15 protein-coding genes and 1 tRNA gene are annotated in these 13,378 nt (G+C 59.4%); 10 read left to right on the forward strand and 6 right to left on the reverse strand.

Annotated elements, in window-relative coordinates:
- Positions 1–63 precede the first annotated feature (63 nt).
- Complete coding sequence (locus tag D5S08_RS16005) at positions 64–672, forward strand: PEPxxWA-CTERM sorting domain-containing protein (protein WP_338323010.1); 609 nt, start codon at positions 64–66, stop codon at positions 670–672.
- A gap of 87 nt (positions 673–759) precedes the next feature.
- Here D5S08_RS16005 and D5S08_RS16010 read toward each other — a convergent pair whose 3' ends face one another.
- Complete coding sequence (locus D5S08_RS16010) at positions 760–1,143, reverse strand: VOC family protein (protein WP_121120195.1); 384 nt, start codon at positions 1,141–1,143, stop codon at positions 760–762.
- Between the two features lie 241 nt (positions 1,144–1,384).
- Between D5S08_RS16010 and D5S08_RS16015 the strand changes: the two genes are divergently transcribed.
- Entirely contained in the window at positions 1,385–1,888 is a 504-nt protein-coding gene (locus D5S08_RS16015) for a YciE/YciF ferroxidase family protein (RefSeq protein ID WP_121120196.1), read from the forward strand.
- Between the two features lie 80 nt (positions 1,889–1,968).
- On the opposite strand, the gene D5S08_RS16020 is transcribed toward D5S08_RS16015, so the two are convergent.
- The 3 genes from D5S08_RS16020 to D5S08_RS16030 form a co-directional block, all read right to left on the reverse strand.
- Positions 1,969–2,053: transfer RNA gene (locus tag D5S08_RS16020), tRNA-Leu, on the reverse strand.
- 354 nt (positions 2,054–2,407) lie between these two features.
- Positions 2,408–3,040 (reverse strand): recombinase family protein, encoded by a 633-nt coding sequence (locus D5S08_RS16025; protein ID WP_121120197.1) that lies wholly within the window; start codon positions 3,038–3,040, stop codon positions 2,408–2,410.
- Between the two features lie 274 nt (positions 3,041–3,314).
- On the reverse strand, positions 3,315–3,767 hold the full coding sequence (locus tag D5S08_RS16030; protein ID WP_121120198.1) for a MarR family winged helix-turn-helix transcriptional regulator: 453 nt from the start codon (positions 3,765–3,767) through the stop codon (positions 3,315–3,317).
- Between the two features lie 250 nt (positions 3,768–4,017).
- Here D5S08_RS16030 and D5S08_RS16035 point away from each other — a divergent pair, with 250 nt between their 5' ends.
- From D5S08_RS16035 to D5S08_RS16065, 7 genes are all read left to right on the forward strand, one after another.
- On the forward strand, positions 4,018–4,899 hold the full coding sequence (locus tag D5S08_RS16035) for an NmrA family NAD(P)-binding protein (protein WP_121120199.1): 882 nt from the start codon (positions 4,018–4,020) through the stop codon (positions 4,897–4,899).
- 132 nt (positions 4,900–5,031) lie between these two features.
- Positions 5,032–5,319, forward strand: coding sequence for a DUF1330 domain-containing protein (locus tag D5S08_RS16040; RefSeq protein ID WP_121120200.1), 288 nt, complete (start codon positions 5,032–5,034; stop codon positions 5,317–5,319).
- 83 nt (positions 5,320–5,402) lie between these two features.
- Positions 5,403–6,812: an aldehyde dehydrogenase family protein gene (locus tag D5S08_RS16045; RefSeq protein ID WP_121120201.1), complete on the forward strand. Its 1,410-nt coding sequence runs from the start codon at positions 5,403–5,405 to the stop codon at positions 6,810–6,812.
- A gap of 125 nt (positions 6,813–6,937) precedes the next feature.
- A complete protein-coding gene (locus tag D5S08_RS16050) occupies positions 6,938–7,567 on the forward strand; it encodes an NADPH-dependent F420 reductase (protein ID WP_121120202.1) in 630 nt (209 codons plus the stop codon).
- A 25-nt stretch (positions 7,568–7,592) separates the two neighbouring features.
- Positions 7,593–8,465, forward strand: coding sequence for an alpha/beta fold hydrolase (locus tag D5S08_RS16055; RefSeq protein WP_121120203.1), 873 nt, complete (start codon positions 7,593–7,595; stop codon positions 8,463–8,465).
- A gap of 113 nt (positions 8,466–8,578) precedes the next feature.
- Positions 8,579–9,547: a quinone oxidoreductase family protein gene (locus D5S08_RS16060; RefSeq protein WP_121120204.1), complete on the forward strand. Its 969-nt coding sequence runs from the start codon at positions 8,579–8,581 to the stop codon at positions 9,545–9,547.
- Between the two features lie 15 nt (positions 9,548–9,562).
- Positions 9,563–10,486, forward strand: a complete 924-nt coding sequence (locus tag D5S08_RS16065) for a nucleoside recognition domain-containing protein (protein ID WP_206610373.1) — start codon at positions 9,563–9,565, stop codon at positions 10,484–10,486.
- 250 nt (positions 10,487–10,736) lie between these two features.
- On the opposite strand, the gene D5S08_RS16070 is transcribed toward D5S08_RS16065, so the two are convergent.
- Positions 10,737–11,006, reverse strand: coding sequence for an HU family DNA-binding protein (locus D5S08_RS16070; RefSeq protein WP_121120206.1), 270 nt, complete (start codon positions 11,004–11,006; stop codon positions 10,737–10,739).
- Between the two features lie 559 nt (positions 11,007–11,565).
- On the opposite strand from D5S08_RS16070, the gene D5S08_RS16075 reads away from it, so the two are divergent.
- Complete coding sequence (locus D5S08_RS16075) at positions 11,566–11,838, forward strand: hypothetical protein (RefSeq protein WP_241557482.1); 273 nt, start codon at positions 11,566–11,568, stop codon at positions 11,836–11,838.
- A 304-nt stretch (positions 11,839–12,142) separates the two neighbouring features.
- On the opposite strand, the gene D5S08_RS16085 is transcribed toward D5S08_RS16075, so the two are convergent.
- Positions 12,143–12,508 carry a hypothetical protein gene (locus D5S08_RS16085; RefSeq protein WP_121120208.1) on the reverse strand — a complete coding sequence of 122 codons (366 nt, stop codon included), beginning with the start codon at positions 12,506–12,508 and terminating at the stop codon, positions 12,143–12,145.
- Positions 12,509–13,378 lie beyond the last annotated feature (870 nt).

Below are 13,378 nucleotides of genomic sequence, written 5' to 3' on the forward strand. Positions count from 1 at the left end.
CAAGCCCAGCTCAGCGCGTTTGAGGCCTCGGATCTCGGCGTCGATCCCAACGGTTTGTACATCATGAACCTCGGCGCCAACGACGTGTTTGGCGCATTAGGTGTGTTCGGTCCCGATGGGGCTCTCGGCTCGTACCCGGATGTCAGCACCTATCTACAAGCCGCAGCTGAACAATACGTCGCCGGCGTCCAGACGTTGTTCGAGCTTGGTGCTCGCAACATCCTCATGACCGACTTCCCCTTGGCGGGTGATCCACTCACCATCCAGGCTAACACATATCTCGATGCCGAACTGGCCAACCTTGCGCTGAGCGACGACACCGATTTCCTGTTCTACAGTCTTAGCGACTTCAACCAAAGCGTGCTGACGGATCCCGCCTCCTATGGCCTGCCGCCCCTGCGGACCGACACGACCTGCATCGCGGCAGGTGCACAGGCAACGGGTTGTGCTGGTTTTTTCTCCTTCGACGGTGTCCACCCGACCGCGGCCGTCCAAGCCGCAGGCTACCGCGACATGAACCAGCAGTGCGGGCTTACGGCCGACCAGGCGGTACCAGAGCCGGCGAGTTGGGCCATGATGTGCATCGGCTTCGGCGTACTCGGTGCTGCCTTGCGGTACCGCCGTCGTTCGACTACGGCGATGCAGTTCCGCTCGGGTGCATTGGCAGGCTGAACGAACAATACCTTCCGCATGATCTGTACGCTGATCGGCTATCCAGCCGGGGTCGAAAGTGGATGTCACCCCGCCGAGTTTGTCCGATCAGCTAATTCGATGCGTTGCGCATACCTTGTTACCAGCGGGATCCCTCAAGTAAGCTAGGTACAGGACGCGACCGCCAGTTGCCTGTCGCTCCCCTGGAAGGTCTTCGATTGCTGATCCGCCAGTCGCCAAGCCGGCTGCGTGCCATGCATCGACTTCGTCAGATGTCTTCGCGAGAAAGCCAATCGTGCCGCCGTTAGCGAAGGTGGCGGGTAGTCGATTGATCGGCTTTGTGATCAGGAATCTTCCCGCGTCGGTCGAGTAGACAACGCGGCCCCACTCATCGATCACACCTTCAGCGATACCGATCGTTCCGAGGATGGCGTCGTAGAAGGTTTTGGCGGCGAGAACGTCATCGGCTCCCAACATGACGTGGCTAAACATTCTTAATCTCCGGCGAGGTTTCCGGCGCTCAAGCGCCGATATCAAATCCCGCGACATTCTCAGCTAGCATTTGGCTGCCTCGCTCGCCAGGCGAACGTCCTCCACCCGTTTGGGGTCGAAAGCAGTAGGTCTGACCACCTCCTCGAGTTGACAGGCTGACCCATCCTCTCACCGGTGTCGGCCCATTGGATCAACGGCGACGGCTGTCCGTTGGACCTCTCGTACACGCAGGAGATAGATAATGACCGGGATTACCACGCTGCAGGAACTCTACGTCGATGAACTGAAGGACCTGTGGTCGGCGAATGACCAGATGGCCAAGGCACTCCAGAAGATTGCCGGTCAGGCGACAAACCCGAAGCTAAAGAACATGCTTCAGGGCTCGCAGGACGGTATCGCCAAGCATACCGATCTCCTGAAAACGCTGATTGAGGCTCAAGATGAGCAGCTGAAGAAGGAGCACTGCAAGGGCATGGAGGGCCTTGTCGCCGAGGCGCTCAAGCACACGGTCGAAGAAGCGCCCAAGTCAGGTCCGGTACGCGATGCGGCCATCATCGCGCAATTTCAACGCATGACCCATTACGGCATCACCGGCTTCGGCACAGTAGCCGCCTTCGCCACGGCATTGAAGCTGGACGAGGATGCACCTCAACTCACGGCAGCGGTGGCAGAAATGCACAATGGCGACGACATGATGAGCGAACTTGCAGAATCCGCTGTCAACGTCGATGCCGTCGAAGGATAATGGACACAGGGGCGGACCAGTACGGTTCGCCCCTTTTACCTCGATCATGAATATCCCGTCTCGTCCGACGAGATACAAGCTGGTGCGGGCGGCGGGACTCGAACCCACACGAGCAAAGCTCAGGGGATTTTAAGTCCCCGGCGTCTACCATTCCGCCACGCCCGCGCTCCTCGCTGAGGGAACCGTCCTTTAACAATCCCGAGCAGCACCTCTGATGGTAAGATCAGAAAACCACCTCGCGTCCAAGCGCAGCTGCATCAGCTGTCTTGTGGAGCGATCGAGCGCCAAACGACAGATCGGTTCTGCGGCCTGTTGAACAGGCATGATGCACCTCGATCCAGACGCCGCACGCATCACCAGATCGGTCATCTGTCGAAGTCCGCAACTCTAACATGATGGTGCCCATGGCTTACCAATCCCGCTGTGATGTCGCCCAAGACCTAGTGTAGAGACCTTAACAGCCTACGTTTGCGACCAAGCCCTCCGGCTCCACGCCGTCAGTGTTCCCCTGAGCCGGCGTCACCCCGTCGAAACACAGTCATCCTCCCGCAGTCTGCGCGCGATCTTGGCGAGTAGGGTACGGCTGCAACCGGTCGCACTCATGATTTCCCGCCAAGTCTGGCCGCTTCGCATGGACTGCGCAATGGCGTCATTCCGATCCAAGTTCTCTTGCCGCCCCTTATAGAGACCGGCCGTCCTGGCGCGCTGCACGCCCTCTTCTTGTCGGCGCCGTCGGTCCTCGTAGTCCTTACGGGCGACCGCCGCGAGAACATCGAGCATCATGCTGTTCACCGCTGCAAACATGCGGGCGGTGAACTCGTCGGGCGGCGTCACCAGGTTCCAGGATGTCGGTAGATCGAGCGACACGACGCGGATCTGCCGCGTCTCGATTTCTGCGCGTAGTTTCGCCCAGTCGGCTGAACCGAGGCGGGATAGGCGATCGACCTGTTCAACAAGCAACACATCGCCCGGCCCACAATCATCAAGGAGCCGGAACAGCTCTGGACGAGCAAGGCGGCTGCCGCTCTCATTCTCGATATAGCGCGCTGCTATCCGGAAGCCGTGCGTCGCGGCGAAGGTATCGAGGGCTGAACGGGCGCGAGCTGCGTCCTGCTCGGCAGTTGATGCACGGAGATAGGCTCGGATGAACACTCGCGGTCCTTTTTAGATGGTCTGCTGAGACTTAGTCCTTTTTAAATGGCCTGGGAACGGAAAAGAGACCTCTATATAGCCGGTCTTGCAGAGGTATACCCTAAAGATACCGGCGAGATGTCGATCAGCATCTACAAGGAATGGCGACCGGCACACACCGACCTGAGGTCCGAGGTGCTCGGCAATCTGAAGGCTGAACGCACCTTCTGCGAAAACGCGGAGCACCAAGCCGCTCCCGTCACATTTTCGCTTCTCGCGTTGCGATCGTTGCCCTTCAAAGCACTCCCAGGGTGTGGAGCGCCCGGCCACGTAGGTCTTGCGCGTTATGCTGGCCAGCCTCTTGCTCAAATTCCTCTTGGGCCGCCAACCAGAACGTCTGCGCCTCGCGCCGCTTTTGCTCGCCTGCCTTGGTCAGAGAAACGGTGTGCTGCCTTTTTTTGACCGGGTCCCGCGCGGTTTCCAGATACCCTGCCTCGATAAGTGGCCTGAGATTACGCAGCAATGTGGTGCGTTCCAAAACCATCATGGCAGCAAGGTCTGTAATGGCGATCGTCTTTTCGTTGGCGACAAACGAAAAGATCGCCAAGTCGCCGGCACTTATGCCTGTGGGCGCCAAATGCCTGTCATAGATCCGCGAAACGTGACGGGCGATCTGCCGAGAAACCAGGCAATGGCATAGGTAGGGCGACAAGGTCCCCGTCAACTCAGCAACATCACCCTCGGACATCGTCCACTCCGTTCATAATCAAACCCCTGTTGGACGAGGTGGCACGCCGCCAATCAAGTCCGCCAAGCGGCCAAAGATAGGCATCGTCCGCTGCCCTTCCAACGCTGGTCGGCATTTGGACCGGCATGCTGGCAAAGCTCCCTATTGTAAATGTGCATATACACACTTACTTGCAGATCACCGGGTCGAAGCGCGCGTAAATGAAGCGTCGAGCCGTCACGATAAAACATTCAACTTGAAGGAGCGACAAATGGCTACCGAGAAGTTTCTCGTGACGGGTGCGACCGGAGAAACCGGCCGACCGGCGATCAGCAAGCTGCTGGCGCTCGGTCATCAAGTCCGCGCAATGGCCCACCGGGAAGATGAGCGTGCACAGGCTTTGCGCGATCTGGGAGCCGAGGTCATCATCGCCGACATGCTGAACGCTGCCGACATGATTGCGGCCGCACAGGGGGTGACCGGGGCCTATTTCTGTTTTCCGGTTCTTCCCGGTCTCGTTCAAGCAACCACCTATATGGCCGACGCTGCGAAGCAGGCGAGCCTCAAGGTCGTCGTCAATCTGTCGCAGATCGCAGCACGGAGTGACGTCGAGAACCAGATAATTCGCGATCACTGGGTCGCCGAACGGGTGTTGGACTTGTCGGGCGTACCGACAGTTCATCTGCGGCCGACCTTCTATCTGCAGTGGCTTTTGTACGGCCATTCGCAGGCATCGATCATCCGCGATCGCGTCATTGACCTGCCGTGGGGTGAAGGCCGTCACGCGCCGATCGCGCCGGAAGATATCGGCACCTTTGCAGCAGCGGTGCTGGACGCACCCGCCGTGCATATCGGCAAGACCTATGATCTCCATGGTCCGATAGAGCTCAATGAAGCCGAGATCGCCGTAGCGGTCAGCGAAGCCCTGGGCGTCAACATCACCTATCGGCCGCTGAGCATCGAGGCCTATGTCGCCCAATTGCAGGCGATGGGGTTCCCGCCTTTCGTTATCGACTTCTTCTGCGCTGTGGCTGCCGACGGCCGCGACGGCATTTTCTCGGGCACGAACCGCGTTTTTGAGACAGTGACCGGGGCTGAGCCAATGACCGTTCAGCAATTCGTCCGTCTACATCGGGCCGAATTCGCGATCTAGCGCACCTTACGACACAGCCCTTCACGACCGAGCTGTCGTGAAGGGCTCGCACCTTTCGACCTGACGTGTGTGCTTCTCAGCGCGTGCAATTCTGCGCGCCAACCGCTCACGTCCATCTGCAGGACAACCCTTATGCCCGCATTGGTTATCATCGACCTTACCGTCCACGATTTGCCCGCGATGGACCGTTACGAAGGCCCCGCAATCGCCTTGATGGCAAAATTTGGCGGCAAGCCAATCGCCAAAGAGCTCAAGCCCAAGATCTATGAGGGTGTCTGGTCGCCCACTCGACTTGTCGTGCTTGAGTTCCCGTCTCGAGCCGCCGTCGACCAATTCTACGCAGCAGAGGAATATCAGCCTCTGAAAACCCTGCGGCAGGCCGCTGCCACGTCAAATGGTCTCCTAGTGGTCGGCGATTAACACGACCCGCGCTCAGCCAACTGACACCACCTTTTCAACCTGCCCGGTGCGAACCCAGCAGCTCTCAGCCAAGGAATTTTGAAATGCAGACGACCTTCAAAATGCTGATCGACGGCACATTGCGTGATGGCGCACTGGCCCTCGACGTCATCAATCCCGCCACCGGACACGTCTTCGTGACCGTGCCACGGGCGGACCAAAACCAGGCACTGGCTGCAATTGCCGCAGCCAAGAAGGCGTACCCAAATTGGAGCGCGAAGACCTACGCGGAACGCGCCACCCATGTCGCTGCTCTTGCAGACGCGATCGAAGGCAGGATTGACGACTTCGCGCCCATGCTGACCCGCGAGCAGGGCAAGCCGCTAGGCGACGCGCGCTTTGAAATGGAGTGGGTGGTCGGCCAATTACGGTGGCACGCGGCGCAGGTGCTGGAATCCAAGGTTCTGCGTGAGAATGCCGCCGAAAAGATCATCGAACAGCGTTCACCCTATGGGGTCGTCGCGGCGATCGCGCCCTGGAACTACCCAGTGTGGATCCTGATCGCCAAGGTCGGCGCCGCGCTGATGACCGGCAATACAGTCATTGCCAAGCCCGCGCCCACCACCCCCGTCACCACACTGATGCTGGGTGAGGTCGCCGCCGGAATTTTCCCGGCCGGGGTGTTCCAGACGCTGGTCGATGAGAATGATCTCGGCCCGGTGCTGACCAGCCATCCCGATGTGGATTATGTGAGCTTCACCGGCTCGACAGTGACCGGCAAGAAAGTCCTCAGCAGTTCTGTCGACACACTGAAGCGCACGACACTCGAACTGGGCGGCAACGACGCGGCAATCATTCTTGACGATGCGGATATCAAGACCGTCGCCGCCAACGTCTACCGCGCAGCATTCCTCAATGCCGGCCAGATCTGTTTCGCCGCGAAGCGCATTTACGTGCCCAATGCGATGCGCGATGCGCTCGTCGCCGAAATGGTTGTGCTCGCCAAGGCCGAACGGGTCGGTGACGGGCTCGACAAGACGACCACGATGGGGCCGGTGCAGAACAAGGCGCAGTACGACAAGGTGCTTGCTTTCATCGCTGACGCTCGCGCCAGCGGAACGGTGGTCACCGGAGGCCAGGACATTGCCGGCGATGGCTACTTCATCGCGCCCACCATCATCACCGGACTGGCGGACGACGCCAGGCTCGTAGCGGAAGAGCAGTTTGGGCCCGTAGTCCCGATACTCGGCTATGATGATCTCGACACGCTGATCACGCGTGCCAACGATACCGAGCTCGGCTTGGGTGGGTCGATCTGGACGTCCGATCCCGAGCGCGGCATCGCGGTTGCATCGCGGATCGAGTCCGGGACCGTGTGGGTCAATACTCATGTCGCGCTCCCCTTCGACGTGCCCTTTGGCGGTGCCAAACAATCGGGTCTTGGCCAGCAAGGCGGGATCGAAGGCATGAAGGACTTCACGCAAGTCCGTATCGTCAACGCCGTGCTGGCCTGACCGTCCGAACGAGCGCCGCCCCCTATGCTGCGGGGCGGCGCTCGCGCTCGGACATCCTCCAGGGACGCCGCCGCTTACCAAGCCGGTCAAGCAGTCCTTCCGAACTCACAATCAGGAACTTGTCGATGAAGATCGCCTTCATGGGTGACGGTGCCGTTGCCACATCCATCGCCGCATTGGCCAAGGCCGCCGGCCATAGCGCTGTCCTGGGGGTGCGAAATCCCGACAGGAGCAGCGCGGGCTCCTTCGTGCGGACCGATTTCGCACAGGCTATAGCAGACGCGGATATCGTCATCGTCGCGGTGCCCCACACCGCCGCCGGCGAGGTATTGCTGCCGCTGGCAGATGCGCTTGCCTGCAAGGTCGTGGTCGATGCCACTAACGCTGTCGCAGCTGATTGGTCGCCAATCCTGACCGGCGAAGAGTCTTCTGGTGCCGAGCACCTGCAGACGCTGCTGCCGAAATCCCGATTGGTGAAGGCATTCAACACGGTCTTCGCTGATACCATGAGGGCCGACCGCCTGGTTCGCGATGGCTCCGGTATCACTCTCTTCGTTGCCAGCGACGATCCCGCTGCATCGAACATCGTCATGACGTTTGGCGCGGAGCTCGGATTCGCTCCGGTCAATGCGGGGCCCCTCAAAACGTCCCGCTACCTGGAAGCCATTGCTCACCTGAACATCGAGCTGGCGATCGCCCAAGGCGGCGGCACCGACGCTGCCATTCTCTACCACCGTGCCACCCCCGCGCTCTGATCCGGCTACCTTCGGGAGAGATACAATGACCAACCGGTTAGACGACACCACAAGCCTTCAGTCACGGTTTCCGGCCGAACTGCAGATGACGACGATCGACGGCCTTTCAGTACGCTATGCGCATACGCACGCGCTCCGCGATGAGGCGGAAACACTGCTGCTGCTGAGCCCATGGCCTGAAAGCCTGATGGCTTTTCTGCCGATCTGGGATCGGTTGACCGAGCGCTATAACGTTCTTGCGCTCGACCTTCCGGGGTTTGGAGGTTCCGAAGGACGCGCTGATGTCATCGCGCCAGAAGCAATGGGCGATTTCATCGATAAGGCAGTGCGGCATTTCGGTCTGGTGCGGCCTCACGCAGTTGGGCCGGACGTGGGAACATCTGCACTGCTTTTCGCAGCGGCGAACCACCCACGATCGTTTTCCTCGATCACGATCGGGAGCGGCGCAGTTTCGTTTCCACTCGATGTTGCGAGCGCTCTGGCGGATTTGATCGCAGCGCCGATCGAGGACCTCCGCGCGATCGTGGCAGAAGACCTGATCGACGACGTGCTGGCGACCATGCTTGATTATGTCGTGCCGCAATTCGTCCGCCAGGATTATATCAAGTCCTATCAAGGCGAACGCTACGCGGAGTCCGCACGCTTCGTCCGCCGTTATCCTGAAGAACTCTTGATCCTGCAGACGCGGCTAAGCGACATACAAACACCGGTTCTGGTGATTGTTGGGCGTAAAGACCCCTTTGTTCCTGTCACGAACGGCCATTATCTGGCCGACCGGATTCCCAACGCTCGGCTACAAATTATCGATGCCGGCCATTTCGTTTGGGAAGAAGCGGCAGAACCATACGCTGATCATCTTCTCGATTGGGCGGCAACGCATAAGCGGGGTCAGCGCTGAACTAAGCGCGCTTGGCCGCGCACACCTCCCAAACTCCTAAGCCACCGGAGCATTTGCGCCACCGCAAGTCTGTGCCGGCACCACAAACCCGACTTCATTCAGGACGCTTACTCATGCGAGCTTTCGTCGCCAGTTCATTCTCGGGATTTACCGGGCTTACCCTGCGGGACATTCCCTCACCGACACCTGCTGAGGATCGCCTGCTCGTTCGCGTGGTTGCCGCCGGTGTCAATGTCGTCGATCATTCGATCTTGCACGGCAAGATGCCAATGGTGACCTCCCCGCTGGTACTTGGCAACGAGGGAGCAGGTATCGTCGAGCACGGTGACACGGACTTTCCCACGGGCACACGGGTAGCCTTTGGTGGACCGTTCGGCGTGTTGGAGCAGGGCACCTATGCCGAGTTCGTCGCCGTGCCGAAGGCGATGCTCTATCGTGTTCCAGCAAATATCAACCTGATTGAAGCCGCCGGCCTGCCGGTCGCATACATTTCGGCTTTCATCGCTCTTGAGATGGCCGGGTTCGCAGCGGGCAAGATCGTCTACGCACCTGGCGTCTTCGGTGGCATCGGCAATGCGACCCTCCAACTGGCGCGCGCACTCGGCGCCAAGCAGGTAATTTCATCGACCGCCAGCTCCGAGAAAGCCAGTCGCGCACACGCCGCTGGTTTCGATCATGTCATCGACATGAGCACGGAGCCGCTGGTTGCAGCGGTGCGGCGCATGACCGAGGACTACGGAGTGGACGTGGTTGTGGACGGTCTGAGCGGCCCCATCCTGAGCGCCTCGCTGAGTGTCCTTGCCACGCAGGGTACTATCGTGACGGTTGGCTATTCAGCAGGTCGGGAGGCCAACATCGATGTCACCAACCTGATCTGGAAGTCAGGACAAATCAAGGGCTTCAACTTTCTGCTCGAAACTCCGGAACGTTGGGAGTTGGCTTGGGAATCTATCCAGTCTCTTCTAGCCAAAGAGGAGATCCGGCCGATTGTTGATCAGGTTTTCTCATTTGAAGAAACCGCCGACGCCATGCGCTATCTGGTCGAGGAGCGACCGTCAGGGCGTGTGATCGTGGCGCTTTGATCAAGGTTGGAGGCGATGATTGATGTCATCCTCCAGGCCGGGCGCATCACGCTTGATGTCGTACTTTATACTCTGCTGCCCATCATGGTCGTGCTGATGATCGTCATGCGCATTCTTGAAGTGTATGGCATCCTCGATAAGCTCGTGACCTGGCTGACCCCCGTGACACGGCCGTTCGGCCTGCCTGGGCTTGGCGCAGTTGCGCTGCTGCAGGGCAGCCTTGTCAGTTTCATTGCCCCGCTTCCAACCATGAAGGTAATGGAGACGCGCGGACTATCAAACCGTCATTTGGGAGCGACACTCGCGGGCGTACTGGCAAGCGCTCCTGCCAACGCCACCTTCCCGTTAGCGACACTTGGACTCCCGATCGGGATCACGCTCACTTCGTCCATCGTTGGCGGCCTCGTAGCCGCGGCTTCGACTTATTGGGTCTTTGGTCGTGGCTTGTCGCTTGAACGCCACGAACCCGAGGCGGTTGAAAAGTTCTTCGCCAAGCGTCCCTCGCTGTTGACGCTTATCAACAAAGCAGGAGGCGAAGGGGTCCATTTAATGCTGGGGCTAATCCCCATGCTGCTGCTGTCGCTTGTCGTCGTCGTCGGATTGCAGGCAGTCGGTGCGATCGGGTGGCTGGTCACAGCACTAAGACCAAACCTTTCCGCAGCAGGTATTGATGAGATGTTCGTTCTACCTGCGATCACCAAATACCTTGCCGGAAACACCGCCTTTGTGGGCTTGATCCACGAAGCTGCCAAGCAACCGGGGTTCAATCCCGGCTTGCTCTGGAAGGGCGCTGGCTTTCTGATCCATCCCCTGGATCTGCCGGGAGTCGCCGTTTTAACCTCCAGCGGCCCCCGGCTGTTAAGCACACTCTGGCCGGCGTTGGCCGGAGCAGTGATTGGGATAACTTTGCGTGGTATCGCATCGGCTCTGTTCGGCTAACGCCTAGTCTGACGCCGTGTCGCGCACGTGAACACATACGAGATCCGAGTGACGAGGTGACCCTCCCCGACCCGGAGATCATTCAGAATGTGCGCTCGGCTGAGTCCTGCGAGGCGTTCCAAAGCCACGCTGCCAATACCCTGAGGTTCATGATCGATGCCGTGATCCGAGGTTGAGAATGGCGACCGATGTGTTCCGCGCCTAGGAGGCGAAGGGCGCCAGCAGGTTGCTCCGCCAGCGCCCGTTGATCTCAGAGCTTGTCCTTCAGGCCCTTGGCCGCGGTGAACGCAACCTTCTTGGAAGCGGCGATCGTCATCGCTTCCCCGGTCGACGGATTGCGGCCCTGACGCTCGGGACGATCCTTCACGGCGAACTTGCCGAACCCATTGATCGACACCTCTTCGCCGCGGGCGGCGGCATCAGCGATCTGATCGAACACCGCGGCAATGGTGGTCTTCACATCCGCCTGGCTCGAGCCGGTTTTGGTTGCGATAGCTTGGGCGAGCTCACTCAGGTTCATGCAATCTTACTCCTTCAGGATGAACTACGCGGATCATTAGCTCGACCAGGTGCCGGCACAACCGGCCTTGAACTTGGTTACGCGATCCTGCGCCGAATGAGCCAAGCGCGCGCCCGACGGGCGGCGACGCTTGCCTATTCGTTCTTGTTCTGTTCTACACCTGACGCATGGAACATGGACTCGATCTTCGACGCCTGACCAAGGCGACCCTCACCGCAACTGCCGGATCTGACGAAGGCACACGAGCCAGATCTTCAGCATCTCAGCAGCCTTGACCTGAGATGCCTTCCTGGTTGCGCGTGCGACAGCAAGACGCGAGCCGATCCCGGTTAGCTCTGCCATTTTGACCATTCCCTAAAGTGTCCCAATGTTCCCCGTAAGGCGCGTCGGGGCCTATCTCATACCCCATCGCATTCGCTTATCGGAGATCAGTCCACAGACGAACACGGTTTCCCGATCGCTACTGCTTCGGTCGTCTGGCAACAGCCGAACAGACAGCTGCCTCCCGCTGACGCGGGACCGCGCTCTATTCCGCCGCCGGCACCGCCTGTCCGCTTCGATGGTCGGCCTCAAAGGACGGGTGCAAAAGGAAGGCGAGATCATCCATGTGATCTGCGATCGGATCATCGATCACGGCGACCTGCTGCATCGGGTCGGTAACATGTCGTTCCCGCACAGGACCGGCCGTGGCGATGCAGCACAGCATCCTGGCTCGCCCGATCGCGGCGACAAGGGTTGGAGCCCCGAACCGCGCAATTGCTATTGGCCGCCCCATGCGGAAGGCATGGATCCGGGGGAGGTCGTGCGATTCAAGTCGCATGACTTCCATTGATCCATGTCGCAGCTGCCTAGGCATCAGCGGGTCGTGATCGCGCTATCCGTGCACATCTTGCGCTGTGGTGTGTCACGTTGCTCAGACACCCGTATCGATGTCGCTGAGGTCCGCTTGGCCCTACGCTGCCTGCTACCCCACTGCCCGGAGCGTTGGCCGCTGACGCTCTACTGGGATGCCGCCGCCCAAGAGAATGAGATCGGCCGCGCTCAGGGTGTCACGGCCGCGTTCAACGGGATTGTTCGTCAGCTTCGACGAGCTGGCTGTTACGAGGAGGTTACGCCGCCATGAGGGCCCAGGGGCTTTAAGCTGCCCTGCGGGTCATTTGGAGGAACTGCGTCGCTTCACGTTGCGCGCTCTGCAAGGCGGGCAGATCAACAGCAGGGTGTTCGGTCCAGATGAAAGAGAGAAACTCACGGGTTTCCGCACGATAGCAGAAGGTGCCGCCGATGCAGGCCGGCTCACCAATCCAGTACTCCCAGAACAGATCTTGGCCGTTCAGCTTCCAGCGAACGTTGGTGAGGTAGTTTTCCGCGATCACAGGCAAGTACTCAGCCAAGTTGTGGCGCTGCCCAAGAAGGGTAGCAAACACACGACCTTTATCGACCGTCACGTTGAAGTGGAGCGGGGTGGACTGCCGGAATCCCGGCGAGAGATCGGTGAACGCCATACACGAAATCTGACACACGAAGTGCTAACACTTTGCTGATGGCTAGATGAGTGTCATCGGCACTGTCCAGGACACTTCCACCTTGATTGTGGCTCAAGCCCGTCTCCCGACTTTGGAGCGTAAGCTTCCAGCAACTCTTGAGGCTGCCGATGTCTGGGGGCGTTGGTGCCGAGATGACTGCCCGCAGTCTGCACACCAGAGCCGCTGAGTTCTCGGCTCCGGACCCCGGCGTTGCTAGCGCGCGCGAAGGTAATCCATCGGGGAAGGCTAGGCGCCTTCAAAATTGTTTGCAGAGCCGTAGGTAGTATTCCTATGAACGGGTGCAAAGGTTGCAACAGCTGTGAACCTCTTCGCGTTTGAGTTTGGCACCAGGCTGGTCCAATTACAGTCTCGAGTGGAAGAAAAACCTGATTGCGATCATCTGCGCATGATGGATGGACGATCCATTTACACCGCGGCTTCCATCAGATCGTTGATGGTCGATCCGTGTAGGAGAAAGTATCATGATCAGCCTCATCAAGCTTCTGCTTGCCGCCTACTTTCGCAAAGCCAGTGCGCATGGTCAGCCGATGATGCGACCGTACTGATCTAAGCCAGACATATGCATAGGCAAACGGCCGTCCCGATCGGGGCGGCCGTTTTCGTTTGCCGACAGACTTGCGCGCCAGAAGCCTGACACCTGATCGGGTTTCGATGTTTGCTTAGAATTGACTGACTGACTTCTCTGTGATCCTCGCACTCTTTGCCCACACCGCTGAATGGCTACTGCGTGGCAGTCGGGTTCGACGGCGGAAAGCCCACAAAACTGACAAAGTTCATGTGCGTCAGAGGTTGATTTCAATCGCTGCTGAAACGACATGCACCTTTCGA

The sequence above is a fragment of the Croceibacterium ferulae genome, assembly GCF_003660445.1.
GTDB lineage: Bacteria > Pseudomonadota > Alphaproteobacteria > Sphingomonadales > Sphingomonadaceae > Croceibacterium > Croceibacterium ferulae.